The 24,563-nt window shown below is 41.9% G+C and carries 20 protein-coding genes; 7 read left to right on the top strand and 13 right to left on the bottom strand.

Annotated elements, in window-relative coordinates:
* Positions 1–488: 488 nt before the first annotated feature.
* A complete protein-coding gene (psb27, locus tag AB0756_RS18705) occupies positions 489–890 on the bottom strand; it encodes a photosystem II protein Psb27 (protein WP_038073236.1) in 402 nt (133 codons plus the stop codon).
* 824 nt (positions 891–1,714) lie between these two features.
* A complete protein-coding gene (gene cofH, locus AB0756_RS18700; protein ID WP_038073238.1) occupies positions 1,715–2,854 on the bottom strand; it encodes a 7,8-didemethyl-8-hydroxy-5-deazariboflavin synthase subunit CofH in 1,140 nt (379 codons plus the stop codon).
* A gap of 296 nt (positions 2,855–3,150) precedes the next feature.
* Here cofH and AB0756_RS18695 point away from each other — a divergent pair, with 296 nt between their 5' ends.
* Both AB0756_RS18695 and AB0756_RS18690 read left to right on the top strand, forming a co-directional pair.
* The gene (locus AB0756_RS18695) at positions 3,151–4,395 is read left to right on the top strand and encodes a glycosyltransferase (RefSeq protein WP_038073241.1); all 1,245 of its coding nucleotides are present in this window, start codon (positions 3,151–3,153) and stop codon (positions 4,393–4,395) included.
* 81 nt (positions 4,396–4,476) lie between these two features.
* A complete protein-coding gene (locus tag AB0756_RS18690) occupies positions 4,477–6,249 on the top strand; it encodes a glycosyltransferase family 39 protein (RefSeq protein ID WP_050045918.1) in 1,773 nt (590 codons plus the stop codon).
* Positions 6,250–6,575: 326 nt separating this feature from the next.
* Here AB0756_RS18690 and AB0756_RS18685 read toward each other — a convergent pair whose 3' ends face one another.
* Positions 6,576–7,175 carry a DUF3318 domain-containing protein gene (locus AB0756_RS18685; RefSeq protein ID WP_038073437.1) on the bottom strand — a complete coding sequence of 200 codons (600 nt, stop codon included), beginning with the start codon at positions 7,173–7,175 and terminating at the stop codon, positions 6,576–6,578.
* A gap of 192 nt (positions 7,176–7,367) precedes the next feature.
* Between AB0756_RS18685 and AB0756_RS18680 the strand changes: the two genes are divergently transcribed.
* The gene (locus tag AB0756_RS18680) at positions 7,368–7,625 is read left to right on the top strand and encodes a hypothetical protein (protein WP_050045919.1); all 258 of its coding nucleotides are present in this window, start codon (positions 7,368–7,370) and stop codon (positions 7,623–7,625) included.
* 108 nt (positions 7,626–7,733) lie between these two features.
* On the opposite strand, the gene AB0756_RS18675 is transcribed toward AB0756_RS18680, so the two are convergent.
* From AB0756_RS18675 to AB0756_RS18650, 6 genes are all read right to left on the bottom strand, one after another.
* On the bottom strand, positions 7,734–9,428 hold the full coding sequence (locus tag AB0756_RS18675; RefSeq protein ID WP_038073443.1) for an iron uptake porin: 1,695 nt from the start codon (positions 9,426–9,428) through the stop codon (positions 7,734–7,736).
* Between the two features lie 144 nt (positions 9,429–9,572).
* Complete coding sequence (locus tag AB0756_RS18670) at positions 9,573–10,172, bottom strand: Crp/Fnr family transcriptional regulator (RefSeq protein WP_038073446.1); 600 nt, start codon at positions 10,170–10,172, stop codon at positions 9,573–9,575.
* Positions 10,173–10,515: 343 nt separating this feature from the next.
* Positions 10,516–12,759, bottom strand: coding sequence for a PhoX family protein (locus AB0756_RS18665; protein ID WP_038073452.1), 2,244 nt, complete (start codon positions 12,757–12,759; stop codon positions 10,516–10,518).
* A gap of 466 nt (positions 12,760–13,225) precedes the next feature.
* Positions 13,226–13,912, bottom strand: a complete 687-nt coding sequence (gene phoU / locus AB0756_RS18660; RefSeq protein WP_202048627.1) for a phosphate signaling complex protein PhoU — start codon at positions 13,910–13,912, stop codon at positions 13,226–13,228.
* Between the two features lie 10 nt (positions 13,913–13,922).
* A complete protein-coding gene (locus tag AB0756_RS18655) occupies positions 13,923–15,239 on the bottom strand; it encodes an ATP-binding protein (protein WP_038073455.1) in 1,317 nt (438 codons plus the stop codon).
* Between the two features lie 198 nt (positions 15,240–15,437).
* Entirely contained in the window at positions 15,438–16,190 is a 753-nt protein-coding gene (locus AB0756_RS18650; RefSeq protein ID WP_038073458.1) for a winged helix-turn-helix domain-containing protein, read from the bottom strand.
* Between the two features lie 738 nt (positions 16,191–16,928).
* Between AB0756_RS18650 and AB0756_RS18645 the strand changes: the two genes are divergently transcribed.
* The 3 genes from AB0756_RS18645 to AB0756_RS18635 all read left to right on the top strand — a co-directional run bounded on the left by AB0756_RS18645 (position 16,929) and on the right by AB0756_RS18635 (position 20,223).
* Positions 16,929–17,903: a coiled-coil domain-containing protein gene (locus tag AB0756_RS18645; protein WP_038073461.1), complete on the top strand. Its 975-nt coding sequence runs from the start codon at positions 16,929–16,931 to the stop codon at positions 17,901–17,903.
* Between the two features lie 212 nt (positions 17,904–18,115).
* Entirely contained in the window at positions 18,116–19,210 is a 1,095-nt protein-coding gene (locus tag AB0756_RS18640; protein WP_038073464.1) for a coiled-coil domain-containing protein, read from the top strand.
* Between the two features lie 353 nt (positions 19,211–19,563).
* Entirely contained in the window at positions 19,564–20,223 is a 660-nt protein-coding gene (locus tag AB0756_RS18635; protein ID WP_038073468.1) for an ester cyclase, read from the top strand.
* A gap of 602 nt (positions 20,224–20,825) precedes the next feature.
* On the opposite strand, the gene AB0756_RS18630 is transcribed toward AB0756_RS18635, so the two are convergent.
* Positions 20,826–21,014: a CbtB-domain containing protein gene (locus tag AB0756_RS18630; protein WP_072040766.1), complete on the bottom strand. Its 189-nt coding sequence runs from the start codon at positions 21,012–21,014 to the stop codon at positions 20,826–20,828.
* 142 nt (positions 21,015–21,156) lie between these two features.
* Here AB0756_RS18630 and AB0756_RS18625 point away from each other — a divergent pair, with 142 nt between their 5' ends.
* Positions 21,157–22,482, top strand: a complete 1,326-nt coding sequence (locus tag AB0756_RS18625) for an Nramp family divalent metal transporter (RefSeq protein ID WP_038073471.1) — start codon at positions 21,157–21,159, stop codon at positions 22,480–22,482.
* A gap of 593 nt (positions 22,483–23,075) precedes the next feature.
* On the opposite strand, the gene hisA is transcribed toward AB0756_RS18625, so the two are convergent.
* From hisA to AB0756_RS18610, 3 genes are read right to left on the bottom strand one after another with little or no spacing between them, the layout of a single operon-like run.
* A complete protein-coding gene (hisA, locus tag AB0756_RS18620; protein ID WP_038073474.1) occupies positions 23,076–23,849 on the bottom strand; it encodes a 1-(5-phosphoribosyl)-5-[(5-phosphoribosylamino)methylideneamino]imidazole-4-carboxamide isomerase in 774 nt (257 codons plus the stop codon).
* A 35-nt stretch (positions 23,850–23,884) separates the two neighbouring features.
* The gene (locus AB0756_RS18615; protein ID WP_038073478.1) at positions 23,885–24,178 is read right to left on the bottom strand and encodes a DUF3593 domain-containing protein; all 294 of its coding nucleotides are present in this window, start codon (positions 24,176–24,178) and stop codon (positions 23,885–23,887) included.
* Positions 24,175–24,522, bottom strand: a complete 348-nt coding sequence (locus tag AB0756_RS18610; protein ID WP_038073481.1) for a DUF2499 domain-containing protein — start codon at positions 24,520–24,522, stop codon at positions 24,175–24,177. The genes AB0756_RS18615 and AB0756_RS18610 overlap by 4 nt, the downstream gene beginning before the upstream one ends.
* Positions 24,523–24,563 lie beyond the last annotated feature (41 nt).

The following is a 24,563-nucleotide window of genomic DNA, read 5'->3' as shown; positions in this document are numbered from 1 at the left end:
ATTGAATGCCATAGTATAAGGTTTAGAAGTCCATGTGCCATAGACTTCTAAAGCTTGATTTCTGTTGCCAAATTTTACAATTTAGTTTGCGTGGATTTTTAAGTTAAATATAATACTTCAATTTAAGTTTTCAACTCGCTGGCTTACCGGAAAGTTCAATTGGTATTCAGCAATATCACTTAATGATATGTTATACAATAAACTTTTATAAAAATTATTTTTTCGGATCTCCGACTTCTCTAGAAATACAGATGGTGATTCAGAGGTCCAATCCCTCCCCTTCTCAAAAGGCTCCACCTGGTAATACCTTCTTTAGAGGCTCCGCCTCCTGGCGAGGCAGAGCCTTGCGGACTGCATTCCCACCTAGAGGCTGAGAACGAGAAAGTACCGAATGACAGGTCTCATCCCCCATTAACCAGTTGTATCCTTTTAAAAGTCGGGGATTTGACCGAGCACTGAGAAAAACAGAATTATGTAATAAATCGCACTTATGCGCCACGCCGGAGTGCTGACTCAACCTGCTGAAACTCTTGTTCCAAACGGTCTTTAAGTTTTTTTGGTACGGGACGGTTGGGGTAGGAACTGTAGTGTCCGGCTAGGGAGTTAAGAGCTGTTCTCATGGTAGTAAAGGAATTCAGACCAGCGACAGAAGGATCGCGCTGATAGCGGGCGGCAAAATCATTTATCTTTTTACGTGCTTCTGTTTGAACTGCTGTTTTGTTTGGTGCGTCTTCTGTTACGTCTAAGGCAGTTCTTAAGGTGCTAACTACAGTTAAGGTGTCTTGAGAGTAATTCCCTGTTAAAGCACCCACTTCGTTAGTAGAACAGCCCACTAAACCAACAACGACTACCAAAACTAGGGCAAGTAGACGTGACCAATAGCGCTTCATAAAACCTCGTGGGAAGTGTGGAAACCTTGTGCTTTAGGTTGAGGAGGAAACACGACGCAAGTCCATGCCAGTTGCTACAAAGGGAGAAACCCCCTCGGAGTTCGCCTGTCGCCTACAAAAGAAAACCTTTCTGCAGCGCTGGACTCACCGCAACGCACTGACTCCTCTAAGGACAGTCGTCTTGAAATCCATTACCGCCTTGGGGTGACTCAATATCGTGTAGTTTTGCGATCTACTTTCGTTCGGGCAATTACGAACTGATATCTTTCACCCCTTTAGGTTCGTCAGCCCCCTAAGACGGGAAACCCCTCTGGGTTCGCCAGTTGCTTGCGAAAGGAAACCTTTCTATTGCACTGGTCTCACCGCCTGTGGGGCTAGACTCACCTGTACGCATAATGGGTTGCTCCTAAGAGCCTTCCCTTGCGGGAGTAATGTTAGCCTTGCCAAAGTTATTGGTCGGTACCCTTACGGGTTCGGCAATATCCTGCGACGGGAAACCCGTCTTCAGATTTGCCTCACTATTTAGATAGCACTGCCTTACCCCTTGTAAAGCTGTTTAACCATCTAATTCTAGAGCTATGGACTGGCAATGCATCCACAGGTAGGACTTTAACTCTTGCCAATAACGTAGTTCAGTTAAGAACTTAGGCGGGTCAGCTAACTAAAGCTTGGGGCACGAAGCCCCGTTACTTTAGTACGGGGTGCTGACATGCAACAAGTGAAACAATACCTAAATCAACGTCCATCCTATCCTGGAATGGTATCTTGGGGATCAACTTATTGGTTGGTGATTGGTGCTTGGTGCTTGGTGCTTGGTAAAACAACTAACAACTAACAAACTGATAAAGCGTATCCCTCTGCTGGTACGGACGATTTATAGATGCGATCGCATTTTGTAAAGTTTCGACTTCCATATTCGTACCACCCTGAGCACCCGCCATTGAGGTAATGTGTTCCTCCATCAACGTGCCACCGATATCGTTACAACCCCACTTTAAAGCTTCTGTTGCACCACTTAAGCCCAGTTTTACCCAACTTGGTTGATGGTTGGGTATCCAATTTCCCAAGAAAATTCTTGCCACTGCAGTGAGTAACAGCGCGTCAGCCAAGACAGGTTGTTCTCGTCCCACACGGCGGCGTAAGGATTTCGGGGCTTCTTTACCAACAAAAGGTAACAGTATAAATTCGGTAATGAAAGCTGGGTATTCCCGATTGAGCGCAGTTTTTTGGAGATGTCGTAATTTTTCCAAATGTCTTATTTGTTGCTCTGGTGTCTCAATATGACCTGATAACATCGTACTGGTGGTGTGCAAACCCAGTTTGTGAGCTGTAGTCATAATTTCCAGCCAAGTCCCCGTGTCTATTTTCTCCGGACAAAGAATACGTCTGACTTCGTCATCTAAAACTTCAGCTGCCGTTCCCGGCATAGAGTCCACCCCAGATTCATGCAAAGCTAGAATAACATCAGCGTACTCTAGCCCATCTTCTCTTGCTATAAATTGCACTTCTTGAGGAGAGAAAGCGTGTAGGTGTATCTTGGGAAATTTTTCCTTGATAGTTTCTACAAGCTGACGGTAGTAAAGCAAAGATTTACCATTTACCTTTGCTTGTAGGTTCAATCCTCCCTGCATGCAAATTTCGGTTGCACCTCGCCGTACAGCATCCGTTGTCTTTTCCAAAATCTGTGCCCAATCTAGCCAGTAAGACCCCTGTTCTGTTGCATCTCGGCGAAAAGCACAGAAGCTACAATGCTGCTCGCAAATATTGGTAAAGTTAATATTGCGGTTAATAACGTAAGTTACAATGTCTCCTGTTTGCTGTTGACGCAATTTGTCAGATGTAGCGCGAATGGCAGCAATTGCAGTCGGATCGGTTTGTTTTAACAAAACCAGTCCTTCTTCAGAAGACAAATCATACCCCCCAAGGGTACGGTCAAGGATAGCATCAACAGTTACAGTAACCACAGGTTAGTAGAAGCAGACGGTTAACATTTTTGCTTTTTAAGCATGACATATTTTTACCCATTTGGGACGAGGGAGAAAGGGAGACAAGGGGGACAAGGGAGACAAGGGAGACAACTGACAAAAGATTGTGCCGATTAATTGTTAGTATAAAGCATGACTAATTACTAACAAAAATTCCTGGAAAATAGAATTTTTGAAGAAATTATAAGACAATAACCTTTAACCTTTCATTAAATTATTTCAAGCCAAAGTCAGCCGAACTACAAAAACTTTGTTGCCCATACAAGTATTTCTCAATGAGTATCATCCAACCTAATTCACTTTTGTTAGTACCAACAGGTCCTTTAAGGATTTCTGAATTGCCACCCAAAAGCTCGTCCATAGGAGATGAAGCCGTTCTATTTTCCCTGGTTATCCCAACTTATAATGAAGCGGCAAATATCAAAAAAATGATTGGGGTCTTGAGTGGGTTGCTAGATGACTCCATACCCGGTAACTACGAACTAATTGTAGTTGATGATAACAGTCCAGATTGTACCTGGGACATTGCACAGTCTTTAATGCGGGAATATCCCCAACTCCGAGTGATGCGGCGTCAACACGAAAAAGGTCTTTCTAGTGCGGTCGTTCGTGGATGGCAGGTGGCTCGAGGTAATATTTTAGGAGTCATTGATGGCGATTTGCAACATCCACCTCACGTCCTCTTAGAACTGTTAAATACTATTGAACGAGGAGCTGATTTAGCAGTTGCTAGCCGTCACGTAGATGGTGGGGGGGTAAGTAGCTGGAGTTTTATCAGGCGTTTCTTATCCCGTGGCGCTCAAATCTTGGGACTCATTATTTTGCCCGGAGTCCTGGGTAGAGTGTCAGATCCCATGAGCGGTTATTTTATGGTACGCCGAAATTGTCTTGTCGGTAAAACTTTGAATCCTGTTGGTTATAAAATCCTTTTGGAAGTTATCGGGCGGGGTCGTATAAACCAAATTGGTGAAGTAGGATATGTATTTTGCGAACGGAAACAGGGTGAAAGTAAAGTGACATGGAAACATTATTTTGATTACTTGTATCATTTAATTCGCTTGCGCCTGTCTACAGGAAAGTTGGGACGCTTGAGTCAACGTTTGGGTTTTCCTATCGGTCGCTTTGTTCGCTTTGGGTTAGTAGGGTTAAGTGGCGTTTTTGTAGATATGACCGTGCTTTACTTGTTAAGTGATTCTACGACTTTAGATTTGCCCCTCGCTCTCAGCAAAATTATTGCAGGGGAAATCGCAATTTTCAATAACTTTTTATGGAACGATCTTTGGACTTTTAGTGATGTTTCAAGTCTACAAAATCAATGGCATCAGCGCATTTTACGGTTTTTAAAATTCAATATTATTTGCCTAGCTGGCTTAACATTAAATGTGTTTGTCTTACAGCTAGTGTTTACCTTTATGATTCCCAATCGCTACGTTGCTAACTTAATTGCAATTGCAGTTGCTACCATTTGGAACTTTTGGGTTAATTTAAAATTGAGTTGGCGGGTGACACAGGTGAAGTAGTTCTTGAGGAATTGGGGATTGTTACAGGAACAAAGTACTGGGAGTTGTGAGTTATAAGTTATGAGCGATCGCAAATGATGTATGTATTTAAGATTCAAAACTCAAAACCCAAAACTCAAAATTCTACCACTGTTGTTGGTTTGGCTGGTCATTGGTTTTGGCTTGCGCCTGATGAACTTAACAGCTAAGCCTCCGTGGACTGATGAATTTTCGACTCTAGTGTTTAGCTTGGGTAATAGTTTTTTACCTGTCCCTTTAGATAAACCGATTCCTATCGATATTTTGTTGCGCCCACTGCAACCCCAAATTGGCGTAGGGGTCAAAGACGTACTAACACACTTATTAAGAGAAAGCAATCATCCACCGCTTTACTTTATCCTGACTCACTACTGGACAAAATTATTTCCTACCCAAGATGGTTTGGTTTCTTTGTGGGGAGCGCGATCGCTTGCTGCTTTTTTAGGTGCATTGTCTGTCCCTGCAATTTATGCTTTATCCAGGCTTACTTTTCGTTCCCGTTTGGTCAGCCATATCGCTGCTGCAATTATGGCTACTTCTCCCTATGCCATTTTTCTAGCACAGGAAGCCCGTCATTATACATTGGCAATTTTATGGGTTATTGCTTCTCTCGCCTGCTTGGTTATTGCTACACGACACATTAAGGAACGCACTCAGCTACCCTTATGGATTGTCTTTTGTTGGACGGGAATTAATGCTTTAGGTATCGCGTCTCATTACTTTTTTACACTCACTCTTTGCGCCGAAGCTTGTGTTTTACTTTTTCTCGCTTGGCTGCAGTGGGAACACCGAGACAACAGAGGTGGGGAGAACAAGGAAGATGATTCTACTTTATCTACCCCCTCTTCCGTGTCTCCCTTGTCTACTCCATCCCCCCATCCTCTTAACACCTGGTTCCGAATAGGTGCGGTTGCGGCTGGTACACTTATTTCAGGGTTAGTTTGGGTACCTGTATTTTTACAGAACAGCTATGGTAATAAGTTAACAGAGTGGATTCAAAGCCCGCAACATGGGATGGCTTGGATAAATCCCATATTTCAATCTCTAGCTGCATGGATTACGATGATTTGCTTGTTACCTGTAGAAGCAGCAAATCTCGTCGTAATAATTATCTCCGGGCTGATCATGCTGATTTTCTTTGTTTGGGTTGTCCCAATTTTGCTTGATGGTGTGAAGGTTCAACTCAAACAACCAAAAACCCGTGTGATGGCGCAGGTATTTGCAGTATTCACTGTTAGTGCGATCGCATTATTTTTCACAATTACTTATTTTTTTGGTATTGATTTAACGCGAGGCGCTCGTTATAACTTTGTCTACTTTCCCGCAGTCATAATTTTACTTGGAGCCAGTCTTGCAGTGTGTTGGAGTAACAAAGAAAAAGTAAGATGGGGAGTGAGCGGGAAACAAGCAGTAGCGATCGTTGTTGTGATGGGAATGGTAAGTGCTATAACTGTAACTTGCAATCTCGGTTATCAAAAATACTATCGCCCGGATTTATTTGTACAAATTATCCAACAAACTTCTCGCGTACCCATTTTAATTGCGACTACTCAAAAAACTCACGTACACATTGGTGAAATGATGGGAGTCGCAAGGGAGTTTAAGATTCAAAGTTTAAAATTCATAACTCCACAGTTTTTGCTAGCACATCAAAATGAAGATGCAAACACTTCTACCAATGCTCTACAAAATACGTTAAAGGTACTATCGCGCCCCTTAGATTTATGGGTAGTGAATTTTTACGCACCTCTACCAGAAGAAGTTACAAATTGTACCATTGATAGTCGCTCTTTACCAGCAGTTAATGGTTATGAATACAAACTGTACCACTGTTAGCCATTAGCCATTAGCCCTATCTCAGGAGCACAGACGCTATGTGCAAGGCACACGCTTCGCGATGCCTTTGGGCTATGCCCGTAAGGGCTATACGCCAGTCCCCAGGGTATGGGAAACCCCTCCCTTGTTCGCCCTATCTCAGGAGCACAGACGCTATGTGCAAGGCACACGCTTCGCGATGCGAAGCTATGCCCGTAAGGGCTATACGGGTTCGCCAGTCCCGGTGGTCGCGGGAAACCCGCCTGCAGCACTAGACTTACCGCCTACTTTCTCTGGACTCACCATTAGCCATTAGCCATTAGCCATTAGCTATTAGCCATTAGCTATTAGCCATCTTTTGGAATTCCCACAGGAGATAATCCAGCTATAACGCGTAAATTTTGGCTGCGGAGTAATTCGATAAAATCTAGCCCGTTACGTCCTTCAATCTTGGCTACAGCCTCAATAGCAGATAACAAATGCTCGGCGGCTTCCACTTCCGAGTAACCCCGTCGCGCTGCTATGCGAATAGCTGCTTCATCAGCACCAATCTCTGATTCTTGAGAACGATTCATACGCCATATGCGAAATAGCGCTATCCCGGTTAATCCACAAGCTACAACTATACCAACTGCATCTGCTTGGGCTGATTCTACAAATCCTCCTAAAAGACCGGCTACAGCTATACCTTGATAGATATCGGGCTTAAACCATTTGACGCCTATTAACCAACTGACAGTTCGCAACAGTAACAAGTCCCGTTGTGGTTTTGTCATGCGACGCCACAAATCGAAGTTAATATAGACTGGTCTGTCTTGATTCCAAGGCAGTGGTAAGGAAGCGTCTATCACCTTTTGCTGTTCTGGTTTGCTGACGATTTTTGTCAGCATACGTCCAGAAGCAGGCATAATATCTATCAAACGACGTATTTCAACATTTGGTTCCATCTTTAGCTATCAGCTACTAGCTTTCACCTCTAATAAAACTTTTGATATAAGGTAAGATTACCTTATTTATTTACATAATAGACAAGTACAAGACAAAACACTGTCGATAGTCATTTTTACTTAACAACTGATGGCTTATACCCAGACGCGCCATAACGCGCCTCTACAACTATTAACTAATAGTAAATAATTATGGACGCTTTTACTCCTATTCCCCCCAATTGGACAACTCAAGCAACTCATGCTTATGAATTTTGCTGTCCCCAATGTCGCTCAAGTAGTTTAGAAGCCGTACAAGTTTGGATAAATCGTCGTTCGCCTGTGTTAACCGAACAAAACCGACGCAAATGGCAAGAGTTTTACCAATGCCATTGCGGTTCTGTTTGGTGGGCTTGGAGTAGCGATCGCCCCCCAAGCGATTTATTGTCTTCAGAAAATGGTAATGGTTAATGGCTACCAACCACTAACAAATCACAAATAAAAAAGGGCGCAATGCCTTGCGCCCCCACTAACTTTTCCCTAACTCACTAAGAGTCAGTTTTTTGTGAGAGACAAGTGTTAGAAAGTAAAGGTAGTACGCAGTGTACCTACATAAATGGTGTCGTTGTCGTTGTTGTGTTCTGGGTTGAAGATAACCAATACACCAGGAGTAATGGCAATGTTGTTAGACAGTTGGAGTCTGTACAACGCCTCTAAGTGGTAGGATGTGTCATCATCTTCACGACGAACGCCGTTTGCTTGAACAAAGTCGTTGTCACCTGCTTTTGGTGGTTGACCGAAGATAATGCCGAGTAAGTTACCTTCTCTACCAAAGTCTTTGAAGGCTAATGTTGCAGCCCAGTAATTAAAGTCTGCATCATCTCCTTCACGAGGACCGCTCTTAGCTTCTGCTTCGCTATAGCCATACCAACCACCGATGGTTATATTCTTGCTCAATCTGAAAGCAGCTTCTACACCGTAGTGGTTAGCGGTGAGTGCAGCACCATTAAAGGGGTTGTTTGCATATTGGCTACCTGTAGAAGAGAACAGGTTGATACCATTCTCGCTGTTTTGATAGGTACGGGCGTAGGTCAAACCAATACTTAGTGCTTGGTTGGGTTGGAAGGATAGCTGACCAATGGCTGCGTATGAACCATTGAAAATACCTCTACCTAAGCCTGGATTACTTGCTCCCGATCCCGTACCTGTGACTATATTACTTGCTGACCCTGCTAGATAGCCTGCTGATAAGGTGATGGGTCCTCTTGGATTGAGTGTAATGGTTGCACCTGCGCCACCTTGACCTTGACGGTAGATGGGGCTAAAACGACCGTAACGACCGATCGCGCCTCTTCCATCACTTGCGAGGTCGGGGTTTAAGTTATTGATGTTGTCGTAAAACTCACCACTGCTAGCATCAATCTTGATACGCACTGCTTCACCCAGATTGAAGCTGTAGTTGAGTTTATCTATTTCAATATCATTGTTATTATTGTCGTCAAACGACAGACGGGTCATGTTAGTACCCGTAACGTTCGTACCGTATGGGGTAGTATTTCGTGCTTGCAAGCGAGTGACTAACAGGTCTTTTCCAGTGAAACTGGTGTTTAATCTGAGACGAACGCGATCCGAAAAAATGGGGTTTGTCTCTAAGTCATCATTGGCATTGTTACCTGGATTTCCATCATTATCTGGGTCTGTAACACCAGAAGGAACTGCTCTCTCATTTCCAAAGACTTCAGATATGTTGAAGATGACTTCCCCAACCAACTTGGTTGTGGTAGAGAATTGATTGGCCTCTAATTCAGCAGTGCGGGCTTCTAGAGCATCTACACGACCGCGCAAAGTAGCCAATTCAGCTGAGAATTCCTCTTGCAAGCGCTGTAAGGTAGCCAGGTCTTCTTTCCGAACCAAGTCAGCAGTGGCTGTTGCAATTAGTTCGTTCACTCTGTCCAAACAAGCGTTCAAACCTGCAGCAAACTCATAACGGGTCATAGCACGGTTACCGCGATAAGTTCCGTTAGGGTAACCTGCTATACAACCGTACCGCTCAACCAAGGATTGTAATGCTTGGAATGCCCAATCAGTGGGTTGTACGTCAGAAAATTGAGAAACGGATGTTACCTGACCGAGGCTGTTATTTTGTTCTTCTAATTGAGCAACGGAGGTCATGTTTTCAGTCACTTCTCCAGCTAAAGCACTATTAGCTGTGAAGAATGTTGCCGCAAGAACAACCGGGCTTAACTTCAACAATTTCCCAGATACTTTTCTCATAGTTTTGTCTCACTCACACCTACTAACTCAACCGTGATATAATTCCCAAAAATAAAAAAATTGGGATTTACTAACGATATCTAGTAAGGATTATACCAGATGTTCTTATTGATTAAAAGTTGCTAGAACATCTCTTATGTATAGTTATTTCTTATCTTGAAAACACAATACTACGCGGCGCTTGTGGCGTAACAGAGAGCCTTCTTCTTCAAACTGCTGAAGAAGCCGCGTGACTGTTACTCTTGTTGTATTTAAGACTTCTGCCATCTCTTGATGGGTAACATTGAGTTCTATTAATTTACCTTGTTCTACATCACGACCAAACTTTTCACTTAACCAAACAAGAAATTGCCACAAGCGTAAAGAAATGGGTTTGCGATGTACTATACTTAGAAGTTCTTCTGCTTGTTGAATGTGAGATAGCAAAGCGTTTATATCTTGATTCCATAAATGAGGTGGAACAATACTTGCTTCTACGCTAGTTAAACACTCTATTTGATACGGCTTTACTCTAGATAAGGGATGACCAACAAGTTCCCCACTTCCCCAGTAACCTAAAGTGATAAATGTACCATCTTCACTCCAGGTTAATGTCCGAACAGCCCCTCGCTCAATTCTCCACAGAACGTCATTACGTGCTGGAATAATTTCACGACGGGTAAACAATCGTTGTGGTAACTGACTGTTGGAGGTGGGGCTAGGCGGTTGGGTAGTGTTTGGCGTGCGACTTGTGGAATAGATCATAGTCGTGGGGTGTTTATTAGTAGAGTGGGATAGTTTAACTGAGCCAAGAGCCACAGGACATACTCTGAAATTTGCAAGGAGATGCTAACTCGGGAATCTTTTAAATCAAACTTCTGATACAAAATATTCTCTTTTGCCTTAACTTCAGTCAAAAGGTGGATTTTGGCAGATAAGAAACTTTGATATCTTAAAATCATCTTGATTATTTGAGATATTTTTATCTGGAGAAATTTTTATCGAGAAAAGAGTTAAGCGGTAAGAAGCCGCCTCTAAAAATATTTTTCTTGTTTGAAAAAAAATGGAACTAGCAGTAGATAAAGATAGTCTACTGCCGATCGCACAATTAAACAACTTGTGACCTTGAAATAGCTACGACAGCCGGTCGCGGAGGAGCGTCAGGAGTTTTGCTGGGCCAATTCGAGCCAATGGGAACCTGGCGAGATTGTATAAATTCTTCACCTGTGGTTGTTGTTAAAAGAAACTTTCTCGTCTCTGATTGCTGGTTTTTCCGCACTCCATTTGCCTCCCCTGGGTGCTGTATGGAAAGAAACATTGTTGCCCTGTCCTGAGAAAAACAAGGTCCCGTTGTTTCGCACTCCATGGGTCCGATCGCAAATAGGAAAGCCCGACCTGCATTTTCTCCTGATGTAGGAATATGCCACAAAGCATTGTTCCCAAACAAACCAGAAATGCTAGCTGGTTTTCCATTCTTACTACGGGATTCTACTGAATTATTCATCTTACCAGTAGACATATCTGTCACCATCCAGACACTGCCATCGTCATCGAGTAATAAATTGTCTGGATTAGCAAAACCCATACCACCTGCTGATGGTTCGCCACCTGTAGCAAGCATGACCCAACGGAAGTTCATGGCTGCGGGCTCGCGACCCTCTTCTTGCAAGCGCATAACCCAGCCGTATTCATAGGGAGTTTCACCTTTGGGACCTTTGAATACACTGGTATCGGGACCACCTTCACCATCAGGCGAGCCAGAAGTAAAACTAATGTAAAGGTCACCATTGGGGTCTATTTCCGTATCTTCAGGACGCGCCGTACAAGTTGCACCTGCTGCATTAGCTGCGTAGTGAGCGTCAATTAATATCGCACCTTGTTTTTCCTGTGGAGTTCCTAGATAAAGGTCTCCCAGTTGTTTGAACCGTTTTTTGTACTGAGCAATTTGCTCGTCTTGATTTGCTTCAAAATCTCCCCCTTGAACGCGGGGCGGGAGTTTCTGCAAGCCTCGCACGTCTTTTGGTGTTTCCTTTGCAGGACCTTTTGGTAAGCGAATGAGGTTTCCTGCAATGGTACTTGGAAGATCGGGCTCGATAGGTGTATCAGCTTTAAGAGGAATCCAGCGACCCGTACCATCAGCATTAAATTTGGCTGCGTAAAGCATTCCCTGTTTCAGCAACCGGGAATTCGTTTTATCTTTGGGATCGCTGACTTTGTCGCGGCTGACAAATTTGTAAATATGTCCTCCCCTGCGATCGCAACCGGAGTAAAATGCCAGTTGTTTTCCAGCTTCTACCCGTACACCCACAGCTTCGTGGTGATAGCGTCCCAACCAAGTGTGTTTTGTCCCGTAGTCATTGGGGTTAGCGGGATCGACTTCCACAATCCAACCATATTTATTGCCAGATAGACCGAAAACATTTCCCTGTCCGAAAAGTTCCTCATCACCTAGACCAAAAGGGCGCTTTTCTGGGTCAAAGGATGTACCATCAGCATACACGGGTTCTGGAACTTGAGCTTGAAAATTTTCTTCAGCACTCAGGACTGTACCCCAAGGCGTTGTTCCACCAGCACAGTTGGCGAAAGAACCGATAATGCGATCGCCCAACTTATCTATATATCCCAATCCCTGTTTTTTAACAAATACTGCGACTGCAGGTCCGGTTGCTTTTAAATATCGCCCATCTTCTAACCCAGACACCCCGCTGATGCGTCTATCTGCTTTAGAGTTTGTGCGTTCCCACTTACCATCTGCTGTTTTGCGAATTGAGATAATACCCAATCCTTGATCGAGAAGAGCTTCTTTACAGATTTCTTTTATTTGAGCTTTGATAGAATTGTTTTCTGGTAATCCAAAGGCATTCACCTCGTTTTTTCCAGATTTATTTGCTTTCAGCGCTGTTTTTACCTCATCAAACGGTAATGATTTTCCAATCACTTGCTGATATGTTTGCATCCAAGGTATGGCGCTGATATATTCAAAATTAATTGATAAATAGCCTTCGTTTTCCCCTGTTTGCACAAACGATAAGTAATCGTTATTGTAGCCAAAACGAGAATTACCTACTTTATCACCCCACGCAGCGACGACTTGGTACTGATACCCCTCTGGCAATATCAAATCATCTTGTATTTCAAAAGCACTATACTGCTGCTTTTGCTCTTCAGGTCGGAAACCAGCTGTTTCTAGGGGAATTGGACCTTTAATTGGTTTAAACGTAAACGTTGCTTTTGTATTTTGCGGGGTAGGTTGCACTGCAACTTTTGTATCGCATCCTCCCAGGGAGCTCAGTGCGACTGTACCTGCACTTCCTCCCACCAACAGCAAGAAATCCCGACGTGTGATACTCATCTGCTTAATCAATTACACTTGTGCCATCTGTAAGATAGCAAACAACTTTTATGCTGTTTCTGCTTAATGTAAAGGTGTAAGTTTAAGAACAGGTAAGCTTTTGATAAAATGTGTACTATTTAACACATATGTAATTCTGTTATCTTTGATATTTTTTATAAGTATTTCTTATTATATTGCGTCCTATCGGTTTTTGAAACTATGTGTGGAAAGGTTAGGGGGATCTAACAACAAACCCTAAGCCCGTGAGAAATCTTCAACAGGGGGGAAGTAGGATTGCGATCGCATTGATTTTTCTAATTTGATTTTTACTCTCGCTCGAGAACGGGCACACCTATCAACAGAGGGAATTTAAAAATCAAAAGGTTTATACCAAAAAAATCGACAACAGGCGCAATAACGAACAATCTGCATTGCGAGCGGAAACGTTCTCGATCCCCAAACCCTACTCTCCGATCCCTGCGTTTCAATGTCTTTGACCTGTCACAATGTAAGCTACACGTTGACCGATATTAGTTGCGTGATCCGCCATGCGTTCCAAGCAACGGATTGCTAGGACAAGCAGTAAGATTGGCTCAATCACTCCAGGAACGTCCTTCTGATGTGCTAGGGTCTGATAGAGCCGATCGTAAGCGTTATCTACAGCATCATCCAGTTGCTTTATATACCGCCCACCTACATCATCCAAATCTGCCAATGCTACCAAACTGGTTGCCAACATAGCTTGAGCGTGGTGAGACATATCGGCAATCTCTGGTAAAGAAGGATGAGGCGGGTAAGGGAAAATTTTAATTGCGATTTCTGTCAAATCTTCAGCGTAATCTCCTATACGTTCTAAATCGCGTACAAGCTGCATAAAAGCACTTAAGCAGCGCAAATCTTGAGATGTAGGCGACAATTGGGTCATTATTGCCGCACAATCTGATTCAATTTGCCGATAAAAAGAATCAATTTGTTGGTCTAATGTCGGAAGTTCCTCAGCTACGGTTAGGTTACGAGTGAATAAAGCTTGGTGACTCAGGCGAAATGATTGTTCCACCAAAGCCCCCATACGCAATACATCTCTTTCCAATCGCCGAATCTCACGGCTTAGCTCAGGTCTTTCAGGGTTGGGACTGTGGAGGGGGACTTTCACACTTGTAGTCTCAAACATGAATATTTTATTAACTATAGTCTTGAGTTTGGGAATTTGCCATAACTTTGGGAAGTTGAACTTGCAGCCATGCACCTCCTGTTTTGGGATGGTTCATAGCTTTTATGGAACCACCATGAGCAAGAACTATTTGTCGAACGATCGCCAAACCCAAGCCACTACCAATAATTACCGATTTGGAGAGATTATCTGTCATTGTCACACGAGAACGGGAGCGATCGCCCCTATAGAATCTTTCAAAAACGTGGGGTAAATCTGCTTCAGAAAACCCCGTTCCTGAGTCAATAATGTTAATCTCCAAAAGTGACTCTTCTAAATTCTCATGCCCAGAAACTATTGTAGCCATAACTTCAATAGTTGTGTTGGGGGGGCTGTACTTAATACTGTTATCGAGCAAATTCAAAAATACCTGATAAAGTCGGGATTTATCAGCGTTAATCCAAACATTTTCCAAACCCGAGTATGCTATCTGAATTTGCTGGCGTTGTGCCAAAGGTTCCAAGGTTTCCCAAGCAGAAGCAATCAGCGATCGCACTTCCACGGAATCGCGATGAAGTTGGATGGTTGGGTTAGCTTCTAGCTGGGAGAGTTCTAACCAACACTGCACCAAGGTAATTAATCTGTCAACCTCTTGTAAAAGCCGACCGAGCCATCGATCTAGAGGTGGTTTTACACGCTCCTGTAAAGTTTCTACAATCAAACGAATTGAAGTCAGAGGCGTTCTCAATTCGTGAGCGAGATCGGAAAAAGCTCGTTCCCTTGCTTGAGTGAGATCTTGCAAAGGTTGTTGGTTTTCTATAAATACACCCACTTGTCCTTTAGGTAAAGGTAAGCTTGTCCCTCGCAACATCAAAGACCTAATTTCTGACATTGCAGCTGCATCCTCACACGAGGGGTGAAACTCCCACTGTTTTACTTGCGGCTGTTGGCAATTCCGTGTTTGCTCAATCAACTGGTCAAGTTCGTAAGACCTAACTAACTCTAACAGCAAGCGTACTTGACCCGGTTGCCATCTTTGTAGGTACAGCATTTTCTGTGCTTGGTCGTTACACCAAAGCAGCTGATTTTCCTCATCTACCTGTAAATACCCCACTGGTGCAAACTCAAGCAAATCTTGTTGTGTTTGCAGTACCTGATGCAATTGTTGCTTTTGTTGCTTGACCAGTTTAATTTTGTGCCGCAAGTTAGGAAAAAGCAGCACCACTTTATATGAGGGTACGGTTAGAGGTTGTAATATTTGGGCTAGGTAGTGGTTCAGTTGAAATTGTTGCCATAACCAAAACCCAATACCAACCGCTAAACCTAATAAAAATCCCAATATGAGCATTGCTGGCTGCTAGCTGTTAGTTGTCTTATGTTAACTAACACACTAACTGATACTTTTAATCCAAACAACTTCCGACACCAGAGACATCATCCAAAAGTCTAAATAGAATATTGTGCAAGGACAAGCCTTGAATGAAGGTTTTAGCCAACAATCAGCCGTGGTGTCAATTTTGTTTCAGAAGTGAAGTTGACAAACTTTCTATCCAAATCTATATCCGAAACCTCTCACCGTCACAATATAATCCGGACGGCTTGGGTCGATCTCTAACTTTTCGCGCAACCAACGAATGTGGACGTCTACAGTTTTACTATCCCCCACAAAATCAGGTCCCCAAACTTGATCCAGAAGCTGTTCCCTTGACCAGACACGGCGAGCATAGCTCATAAACAGTTCTAACAAGCGGAATTCTTTGGGAGACAAACTCACTTCCTGACCGCGTACAAGTACCCGACATTCTTGGGGATATAAAGTTACATCTTTATATTGTAAGACAGGGAGTTGGGGCAAAGTACTCAAACGTTGACGGCGTAACAAAGCCCGACACCGAGCAACTAACTCCCGCATACTAAAAGGTTTGGTGAGGTAATCATCTGCACCGACTTCCAACCCAAGAACGCGGTCTGTTTCGCTACCTTTTGCGCTTAACATCAAAATAGGTACTGGATTTCCCTGATAGCGAAGTAAGCGACAAATATCCAATCCGTTGATCTGAGGTAACATCAAATCCAAAATAACCAGATCGAAAGCTGTTTCGCCCGAATTCGGCTCGCAATTTTTTAAGTATTCTACAGCCAACCGCCCATCAGAGGCAGTCAGCACCCCATAACCTTCTTCTTCCAACGCAAGAACAAGCATTTCCCGGATGAGTTCCTCATCTTCAACCACTAAAATCCGGCTTCTTTGTCCGATTTCTGCTGTATGAGGATACTTAGTCGATTCGCTGGTAAACATTGATATCACAGAGTTAAATGGTTGCGCTGTATCAATCTAAATTATGCAGTTTCAGTGAAATTACGCTCCATGAGTGGCGTTTTACTTTGCAATTTGTAATATATGTAACTTATTTAATTATAAACCAATGTAACACCAACACCAAAACTATTTCTTAACTCTTGTGCTTCTATTTAGCTAGTAAAAAAGCAGCAAGTAACAGTATCGAAGCAAAGCCTTTATTTAAAAAACTTTGTAAACTTTACGATTGCTTCAAACAGTTAATAAATGGATATGTTCTAATAAGTTGTTACTTGATTTTAACACCTATAGGGCTCCTATTTGATTTTTGAACTACATATAGGAGAGCCGCCCTCATGCGCGGGTTTCCTTGCGGTTAGGGGGAGTGGCGTTCGGCATTGCCCACCACTTAAAACTTTTCATAAATCATTCATGATTCCTATAAAACATCATGAATTCATCTCTGAAGTTAAAAACAACTTCCTCATAAATCGGTCAGGGATCTCCAGTCATCGGTCACTGTTAAAAGCTTGACAGCGATAGAGCGCTTTGAGTATATTTAATTAGTACATAGTTACTATAGCTGCTGAGAATTCCGGATCTCAGACAGTATTCTGTCATTTCAGTATTTCTACTGCACTTGCAAAGCATACTCCAAGGCTACCCTGAACTCAGTATTGGGTAAGTTTTAGTATGCCTTGCTACTTAAGCAACCAATGATGAATCAGGAGATGAAATATGACAATAGTCGCATTAAAAGATAGCAAACAACAACTCATGCAAACATTTCAGCAAATCCTTGCAGACAGGAAAAAGTTAGAGCTAAAAATAGCTACCAAACAAGAAGAAGCCGAAAAAGTAAAAAATACACAAATTCTAGAAGCTGTTTCTACGTATACAGTTGATAATATTGTTAAAGGACTGGCAGATTTACAATTAGAGTTTGGAAGCATTGTCAATTCCTTATCTGAAAAGCTAGCAAAAGAGACTTCTAAACTAGATGAATTAAATCAAGCTATAGAGATTGAAACTAAACGCCTGCAAGAAATTCAAAAGATTAGAGTTGTAGCAGATACTCTCGATATTCTTACAAAAGAACACCAAGAAAAATTAAAAATTTTAGAACAAGATATTGCCAGTAAAAGAGAATTATTAGAAAAAGAAGTAGCTAGCGGACGTAAAGATTGGCAAAAAGAACAAGCAGAGTATGAAGAAGCTCTCAAAGCATATAATGAATTACTTACTAAAGAACGAACCTTAGAAGAGGAAGAATATCAGTATAAATTAGAAAACTCTCGAAAAATTAATGCCAACTCCTATGAAGCCAAAAAACGTACTTTAGAACGAGAAATTCAAGAAACAACACAAGAGAAAGACAAAAATTGGGCAGAACGAGAGAAAATTATTACTAAAAATAAACCTTTGTTTGATGAGTATCAAAAGAAAATTGCTGCTTTCCCCAATGAATTAGAAGAAGCTATTAAAAAAGCCAGAGAAGAAGCAATTAAAGAAACCAACCAAAAAGCAAAAGTTGAAGCCGATCTTTTGGAAAAAGAATGGGAATCTACCAAACAAAGTTACGAAGTAAAAATCCAATCTTTGGAAGAAGCAATTAAGAAGCAATTGGAGCAAATTGACACTATTTCCACTCAACTACAGACAGCTTTGAAACAAGCTCAAGACTTAGCAATGCGAGCTTTTGGAAATAGTTAATAATTGGTAGTTAGTGGTTGATAGTTAGTATCTTTTCAAGAACTTGTTAAATGCTCGATTAAGAATCTTTAGATCGAAAGATACTTGAAGCGATCGCTCACGTCGATCTTAACGACTAATAATGCGACTTAGTAGCTTTAAAGATTATTAGCTTTCAACCACAAATTATCAATAAATAAAAACTAAAAATCACCTGATAAAAGAGATACATCATGCCAACAAAAAAACCAACTGATAAGAATACAAAAGCTGAAATTCTTCAAGCTTATGAAGAATTAGCTAAAGAAAAAGTAGAACTTAAATCACAAATCGAAAAATTGCAAAAATCGGCAATTTCTTCTAATAATTCTGCAATCAAAGATGAGCCAAAAGTAGAAAATAAACCAACAATTATGAATCAAGCATCCAACGTTCAGCAAAAAATGAATTCTACAATTGAAAATTTAGTAAAAATTCAGTTGGGTTTTGGTAGTGCAGCAAGTGAATTGTCAGAACAACTGACGACGAGAGCATCTAAGCTAGAAGAAATCAGTCAATCCTTAAAAACTGAGAGTAAAGAGTTAAAAGAATTACACGCTTTGGAAGTATCAGAAGATACTTTGGATAATCTGATTGCAACCTATGAAGAGAATTACAAAGCTTATCAAGAAGAGTACAATCAGCAATACGAAGCGTTATCCCAATCTATACAAGAGCAAAGAAAAGCTTGGGAAAAAGAACAAGAAGAACACAAACGCTCGCTCAAAGAAAGAAACGACAATTTAAGTAAAAATCGTCAAAGAGATAATTCGGAGTACAAGTACGATTTAGAGCTTCAACGGAAATTAGAAACGGAAGAATACGAACAACAGCAAAAAGGGTTGTACAAAGAATTGGAGGAATCCCGACAAGAAATAGAAAAACAATGGACTGAAAGAGAAAAGACCATTTCAGAGCAAGAAAAACAGTTTGAAGAATCTAAAGCGAAAGTAGAAGCCTTTCCTAAAGAAAAAGAAGCAGCGATTAAAAAAGCCACAGAAGAAGGCAAAGGTATTGCCCACTATCAAGCTAAGATTAAAGCAGATATGTTTGCCAAAGAAGTAGAAGGTCAAAAGCGCTTTTACGAACAGAGATTGCAATCTTTGGAACAAACTATTGGCAATCAGGAATCTCGCATTCAAAATCTTTCCAAGCAACTTGAATCTGCGTTGAAACAAGTTCAAGATTTGGCGGTTAAAGCTATTGAGGGAACTGCAAACGTCAATTCTTATCAAGCCATGAAAGAAATTGCTTTAGAACAAGCAAAAAGTCAAGTAAAAAATAAATAATTGAAAATAAATAATTGGTATAGTTGTTAGTGGATAGGAGTTAGAACTATTCACTAACAACTAACAAATAATTCTTTACTTACTAGCACCAGATTCAGTTTTCTTTGGTTTTGTTGGTCTTGGAGCTTTTTTGATTTGTTTGGCTTGCGAACCCTGTTTTGGTATAGTCATAATTTTAACTGTTGTACTACTGATATATCTATCTACATTTTGCTGACAATTGATTCCGGATGGGACTGACAGTTTTATTTAAGCATTAATGCTTAATGAGATGTCGCGAACTCCAAACAAATACCCCTATGATGAGAGAATAATTATGAAGAGACTGTTATAACCCTATTAGAACAATCTTTATGAGTCAGACACAACCAGTAGAATTACCTCTCTGGGCACGAGACCGAGAAGAAGTGATTGCGATGGATGCTTCGGTTGAATGGCGAGAGGGAAGACCAGATTATTCCCATACCAATCAGTTCCGCGAACAAGAGCGCCAGTGCAACCATGCCGAAGGTTCTTTGAATGCGATCGCTCACAATCTTGTAAGAACTTTTGAGATGGAAGCCACCCACAAAATCAATCCACAACAATGGCTTTCTGTTGTTACTGAGAAGTTTCGCATGAGTACCAATGGAGGTAAACAATACACAGCACAAGATGTAATAGATGTCGGGACTTACAACCTCTTTTTAGGGGACACGGAACATTATCGTTCAACTGAGGAAACCTTTGATTCCTCCTATAACCTCTTCCATACAGCTTTTCCAGAAGGATTTCATTGGGAATTAATCGCAGTGTTATCCCCGCCGCCCAATGTTGTCTTTAAGTGGAGACATTGGGGGCAATTTAAGGGGAACTTTAAAGACTTTGCTCCTACAGGTGAAACGATAGAAATAGTTGGATTAAGTGTTGCAAGTGTTACCGAAGATCTGAAAATCGAATCAGTAGAACACTTTTTTGATAACAGTGCTTTTCTCAACAAATTAACCGCTTCTAAATGCCCCTTTCACTCTTAAAGAAGCGGATGAAGTGTAGCCCTAAAAAGGGAAACTCTTAAAGTTCCATTTTTTAGAGAAACTACTGCATTCGGGAGCTAGTCCTGCATCCGGATTACCCAGACAAGGATAAACTGGCATTCGGGTTAAGCGACTTGTAGCGAGTGGCATAAATTTACTCCTTTCCCACTTGAAAATTTCACTCATCTTGTAGGTAATCTTCTGGCGGGAAGGGAGTAGGAGGCTCTCAAAAATAAAGGTTGGTAAAAAAGAAAAATAGAGACGCTTTCTTCGTGCGTCTCTATTGGAGAGGAAACCCATTAAGTGAAAATTTAATATCTCAAATAAAAATTTATATAAATGTAAGAGCTATTTAGAATTTTTTAAACGCAATTTACTAAATAATTCTTTAATGCTCTTTAGTAATTTTTGAAGATTGAAGCTTTGAAAACTGAATAGACTAGATTCGGTTCTGAATGGTCTACCATTATTGGGAATTTTCCGACGTTTCATAGTGGGTTATTTGTTTTTCCTTACATACTGAGATACACGATTGCCAATCTACATTCCGGAAAATAAAAAAATAACCGATTGCAAGTCGGTAGAAAAATCTGAAAACAACTTTAACCAGCTACACTTAAAGTGTGACGACGCACTGAGTGTGCTGTGTTGTGAACAGCAGGATAAGTGGAGAAGAACACACTCCAGATCGCAAGAGTTGATAGCAGCATATAAAGCGTTACCTGCACGGGCTTGGATAGGGTAACATCTGCGGTTTTCTGGAAGACTGAAGGACGAGAAAAAGCAGTCATTTTTGACCTCACATAATTCATTTGGGTAATTCATCAATCAGATGTAATGTTTCCCTTTGTATCTATACACCCTACGGTTGATGCTTTTAGCACATTTTCTGAAATTATGAAAAGAATATGAGATTATCAAACAGCAAAACCAATGGCCGATCCTGAAAATAGACCCAGTCTTCCTGAAGTTCACCGTAGCATTTCTATCCCAAACAGTAGTGGCTTTTGGCGCAAGATGCTAGCTTATGGAGGACCGGGGTATCTGGTTTCAGTTGGATATATGGACCCTGGAAACTGGGCAACTGACATTGCTGGGGGAGCTAAGTTTGGCTACACCCTGTTGACAGTGATTCTGCTGTCGAACCTAATGGCAATATTACTGCAATCTTTGTGTGTGCGTTTGGGCGTTGCCACAGGGCGAGATTTGGCACAAGCTTGTCGGTATTATTTCAGCCCACGGGTCAGCTTTTGTTTATGGATATTGTGTGAGATTGCCATTGCTGCTTGTGACTTAGCGGAACTACTCGGAAGTGCTATTGCCCTGCAACTCCTATTTGGGATTCCTCTAGTGTGGGGTGTAAGCATCACCGCACTGGATGTCCTTGTATTGCTATTTCTACAAGGTAAAGGCTTTCGCTATACAGAAGCTTTGGTAATTATGCTGGTAGCAACCGTAGGCATTTGTTTCACAGCAGAAATTCTTTTCTCGAGACCTGATACGGGGAGAATTTTGTTGGGATATTTGCCCAAGCGAGAAATTTTACAGAATCCAGAAATGCTTTACATCTCCATCGGCATTTTAGGGGCAACGGTGATGCCTCATAACTTATATTTACACTCCTCCATTGTGCAAACACGCGATTGGGAACCAATGCCTAAAAAGCGATGGGAAGCGATTAAGTTTGGCACTATTGATTCCACTTTTGCTCTGTCGTTAGCACTATTTATCAATTCAGCAATTTTAATTGTGTCTGCTGCAACATTTCATTTTTCAGGTAATCAAAATGTGGCAGAAATTCAAGATGCTTATAAACTACTTTCACCATTGTTAGGAGTTAGTGCTGCAAGTGCTATTTTTGGTATCGCCTTACTTGCTTCTGGACAAAGTTCAACACTGACAGCAACCCTAGCAGGGCAGATTGTGATGGAAGGATTTTTGCAATTTCGCTTTCCTTCATGGTTACGTCGCCTGGTAACCCGTTTGCTTGCTATCGTTCCAGCATTAATTACTATTATTTTATTTGGAGAAAATAGTACAAGCAGCCTCATAGTTCTCAGTCAAGTTATCCTCAGCTTACAGTTACCGTTTGCAGTCATTCCATTGGTAATGTTTACAAGTAACCGTCGCCTGATGGGTGAGTTTGTAAATCCACTCTGGCTCAAATGTGCCGCCTGCTTCGTTGCTATTATTATCGTTGGCTTAAATGCTTGGTTGCTATTACAAAGTATTTTGGGCTGGCTGGGTTTTCATCTCTAATCTGTTTAAACTGTTTAGGATAGATGCAGTCGGGAAAAATTCCGTGCATTTACCTTGGTATTTCTATTACAGAGAAAGTTAAGCCATGAACTACATTCACTATGTCTCTGTCCAAACGTTTTATCTTTAATTTGTTCTCTTAAGTTACACGGTAACAAATCTGGGTTTATATCAACCCTCAATTTTTTCTTAACAAGCGGGAGCATCCCAATTTGACAAATTACCCTCAGAATAGAATTCTGGGACTATACAAGCAAAACCCACCTATGCGCTTCGCGCACGCTACGCGAACGTGGGTTTCAGAACATTAGTCCGCGTAGGCGGACTTAGCTTGTATAGCCGTGATTTCTAATCACTCGATGTTTTTTCCAAATTGGGATGCTCCCTAACAAGCAGTATTGTGCCCCCTAGGGCGTGTTTTCACGCGTATTTGTTTAATCTCCTAATTTTCTAGATCCCCCTAAATCCCCCTTAATAAGGGGGACTTTTGAGTATCTTAGCCCCCGATGGATTGGCTGCGGTAGTGTACATCTCTCTAGAAAAGAGATAAGGATTAGATATTGTTAACTGCGGTATTGACCTTTACACAACTGTTATGCAAAGGCAGAGAAATCTATATTTGGCGGAATATCTTGAATACGTCCTTGTCCTACTGCTCGCAATGCTTCTCTTAAAGAAATATCACCAGTGTACAAAGCACGCCCAACAATAACGCCTGTGACGCCTTGCGGTTCCAAAGCCAACAAGCTTAACAAGTCGGTTACGGAACTGACGCCACCAGAAGCAATGATGGGTATGGTAACAGTAGCTGCGATCGCACGCAATGCTTCTAGATTGGGTCCAGAAAGGGTTCCATCGCGATGAATATCGGTGTAGATAATTGCGGCTGCTCCCAATTCTTGCATTTGTACGGCCAATTGTGACGCGGAAACTTCTGAGGTTTCCAGCCAGCCACGAGTTGCTACTAGCCCGTTGCGAGCATCTATACCAACAACAATTTGTTCGGGAAACTCTTGGCAAAGTTGCTGTACGAGTTGGGGCTGTTCCACAGCTACAGTTCCTAGGATGACTCGCTGCACCCCCAAATTAAGTAACTGTTTTGCTGTAGAGTGTTCCCGAATTCCTCCACCAACTTGAATTGGTATGGCAATTTCTTGCGCGATCGCCTCAATCGCAGCTAAGTTAGTCGGCTTACCAGTTTTTGCGCCGTCTAGATCGACTACGTGCAACCTAGTAGCACCTTGCTCGACCCACTGTTTGGCAACTTCAACGGGGTTCTCGTTGAAAACTTGCGATCGCTCGTAGTCGCCTTGGTACAGTCGCACACAGCGACCTTCTAGTAAATCTATTGCTGGGAGAATTTCCATAATAGTTAGTTGTTAGTTGTTAGTTGCTAGTCGTCTCACTGGTCTTTGTTTCGCTTCATAACAGCCTCACGAAAACCCAGCACAATCAAGATATTAGAAAGTGTTAAAAAAAACTCGGCGCTGCCGTGCAACCAATCGACGTTTGCGAGAGAATTACCATAATGGACTTGAGCATAAATCCCTGCTGGAATGGTAACGGCAACAAAAACAAGAGTGCCATAAAATCCATACATTGCCAAACGAGGCATGGGCTGAACGCGGCTCAGATACCATAAGAAACCCAGGTATGGAAATAGGGAAAGGGCAAAGAGGGTTTCTTTTGAAATCATTTCTTTTCTATGGAGTAGGAATTAGGAGTTGAGGAATAGGGAGTTGTGTTGGTACGATAGGAACGCCAAATCCAAAACGCGGCTGCCCAAAGCGTAAAATTACCTACTAGGGTCATGGTAGCTTGTAGAGTGACCAGCCATTCTAGAGATTGTGCGTTGTCGAAATAATGCCAGGTACAGGCACACATAGCGCTGACAAGGGCGGGTAACATTGCAAAGGACAATGCTCCCCAAGCTCGGTTACCTGTCACTTCCCCATACTTCCAGATTAACCAAATAGCGGCAATCCACTCAACAACGCTAGATACATGAATAATCCAAGTTGGAATCGAAAGAGCATGCATAAGAGTTAATAGTCAACAGTCATTGGTCTTTTTGAGAAAAA

Source organism: Tolypothrix campylonemoides VB511288_2 (assembly GCF_045999855.1).
In the GTDB taxonomy this organism is placed as follows: domain Bacteria; phylum Cyanobacteriota; class Cyanobacteriia; order Cyanobacteriales; family Nostocaceae; genus Scytonema; species Scytonema bouteillei_A.
Note: the sequence above shows the minus strand (reverse complement) of the source record. Positions and strands in the feature narration are given on the sequence as shown.

What these genes read in the sequence shown, in the direction of transcription:
- psb27 (WP_038073236.1), bottom strand. Translation starts at nt 890, where the DNA reads ATGAAGCGCTATTGGTCACGTCTACTTGCCCTAGTTTTGGTAGTCGTT.
- AB0756_RS18695 (WP_038073241.1), top strand. Translation starts at nt 3,151, where the DNA reads ATGAGTATCATCCAACCTAATTCACTTTTGTTAGTACCAACAGGTCCT.
- AB0756_RS18690 (WP_050045918.1), top strand. Translation starts at nt 4,477, where the DNA reads ATGTATTTAAGATTCAAAACTCAAAACCCAAAACTCAAAATTCTACCA.
- AB0756_RS18685 (WP_038073437.1), bottom strand. Translation starts at nt 7,175, where the DNA reads ATGGAACCAAATGTTGAAATACGTCGTTTGATAGATATTATGCCTGCT.
- AB0756_RS18680 (WP_050045919.1), top strand. Translation starts at nt 7,368, where the DNA reads ATGGACGCTTTTACTCCTATTCCCCCCAATTGGACAACTCAAGCAACT.
- AB0756_RS18675 (WP_038073443.1), bottom strand. Translation starts at nt 9,428, where the DNA reads ATGAGAAAAGTATCTGGGAAATTGTTGAAGTTAAGCCCGGTTGTTCTT.
- AB0756_RS18670 (WP_038073446.1), bottom strand. Translation starts at nt 10,172, where the DNA reads ATGATCTATTCCACAAGTCGCACGCCAAACACTACCCAACCGCCTAGC.
- AB0756_RS18665 (WP_038073452.1), bottom strand. Translation starts at nt 12,759, where the DNA reads ATGAGTATCACACGTCGGGATTTCTTGCTGTTGGTGGGAGGAAGTGCA.
- phoU (WP_202048627.1), bottom strand. Translation starts at nt 13,912, where the DNA reads ATGTTTGAGACTACAAGTGTGAAAGTCCCCCTCCACAGTCCCAACCCT.
- AB0756_RS18655 (WP_038073455.1), bottom strand. Translation starts at nt 15,239, where the DNA reads ATGCTCATATTGGGATTTTTATTAGGTTTAGCGGTTGGTATTGGGTTT.
- AB0756_RS18650 (WP_038073458.1), bottom strand. Translation starts at nt 16,190, where the DNA reads ATGTTTACCAGCGAATCGACTAAGTATCCTCATACAGCAGAAATCGGA.
- AB0756_RS18645 (WP_038073461.1), top strand. Translation starts at nt 16,929, where the DNA reads ATGACAATAGTCGCATTAAAAGATAGCAAACAACAACTCATGCAAACA.
- AB0756_RS18640 (WP_038073464.1), top strand. Translation starts at nt 18,116, where the DNA reads ATGCCAACAAAAAAACCAACTGATAAGAATACAAAAGCTGAAATTCTT.
- AB0756_RS18635 (WP_038073468.1), top strand. Translation starts at nt 19,564, where the DNA reads ATGAGTCAGACACAACCAGTAGAATTACCTCTCTGGGCACGAGACCGA.
- AB0756_RS18630 (WP_072040766.1), bottom strand. Translation starts at nt 21,014, where the DNA reads ATGACTGCTTTTTCTCGTCCTTCAGTCTTCCAGAAAACCGCAGATGTT.
- AB0756_RS18625 (WP_038073471.1), top strand. Translation starts at nt 21,157, where the DNA reads ATGGCCGATCCTGAAAATAGACCCAGTCTTCCTGAAGTTCACCGTAGC.
- hisA (WP_038073474.1), bottom strand. Translation starts at nt 23,849, where the DNA reads ATGGAAATTCTCCCAGCAATAGATTTACTAGAAGGTCGCTGTGTGCGA.
- AB0756_RS18615 (WP_038073478.1), bottom strand. Translation starts at nt 24,178, where the DNA reads ATGATTTCAAAAGAAACCCTCTTTGCCCTTTCCCTATTTCCATACCTG.
- AB0756_RS18610 (WP_038073481.1), bottom strand. Translation starts at nt 24,522, where the DNA reads ATGCATGCTCTTTCGATTCCAACTTGGATTATTCATGTATCTAGCGTT.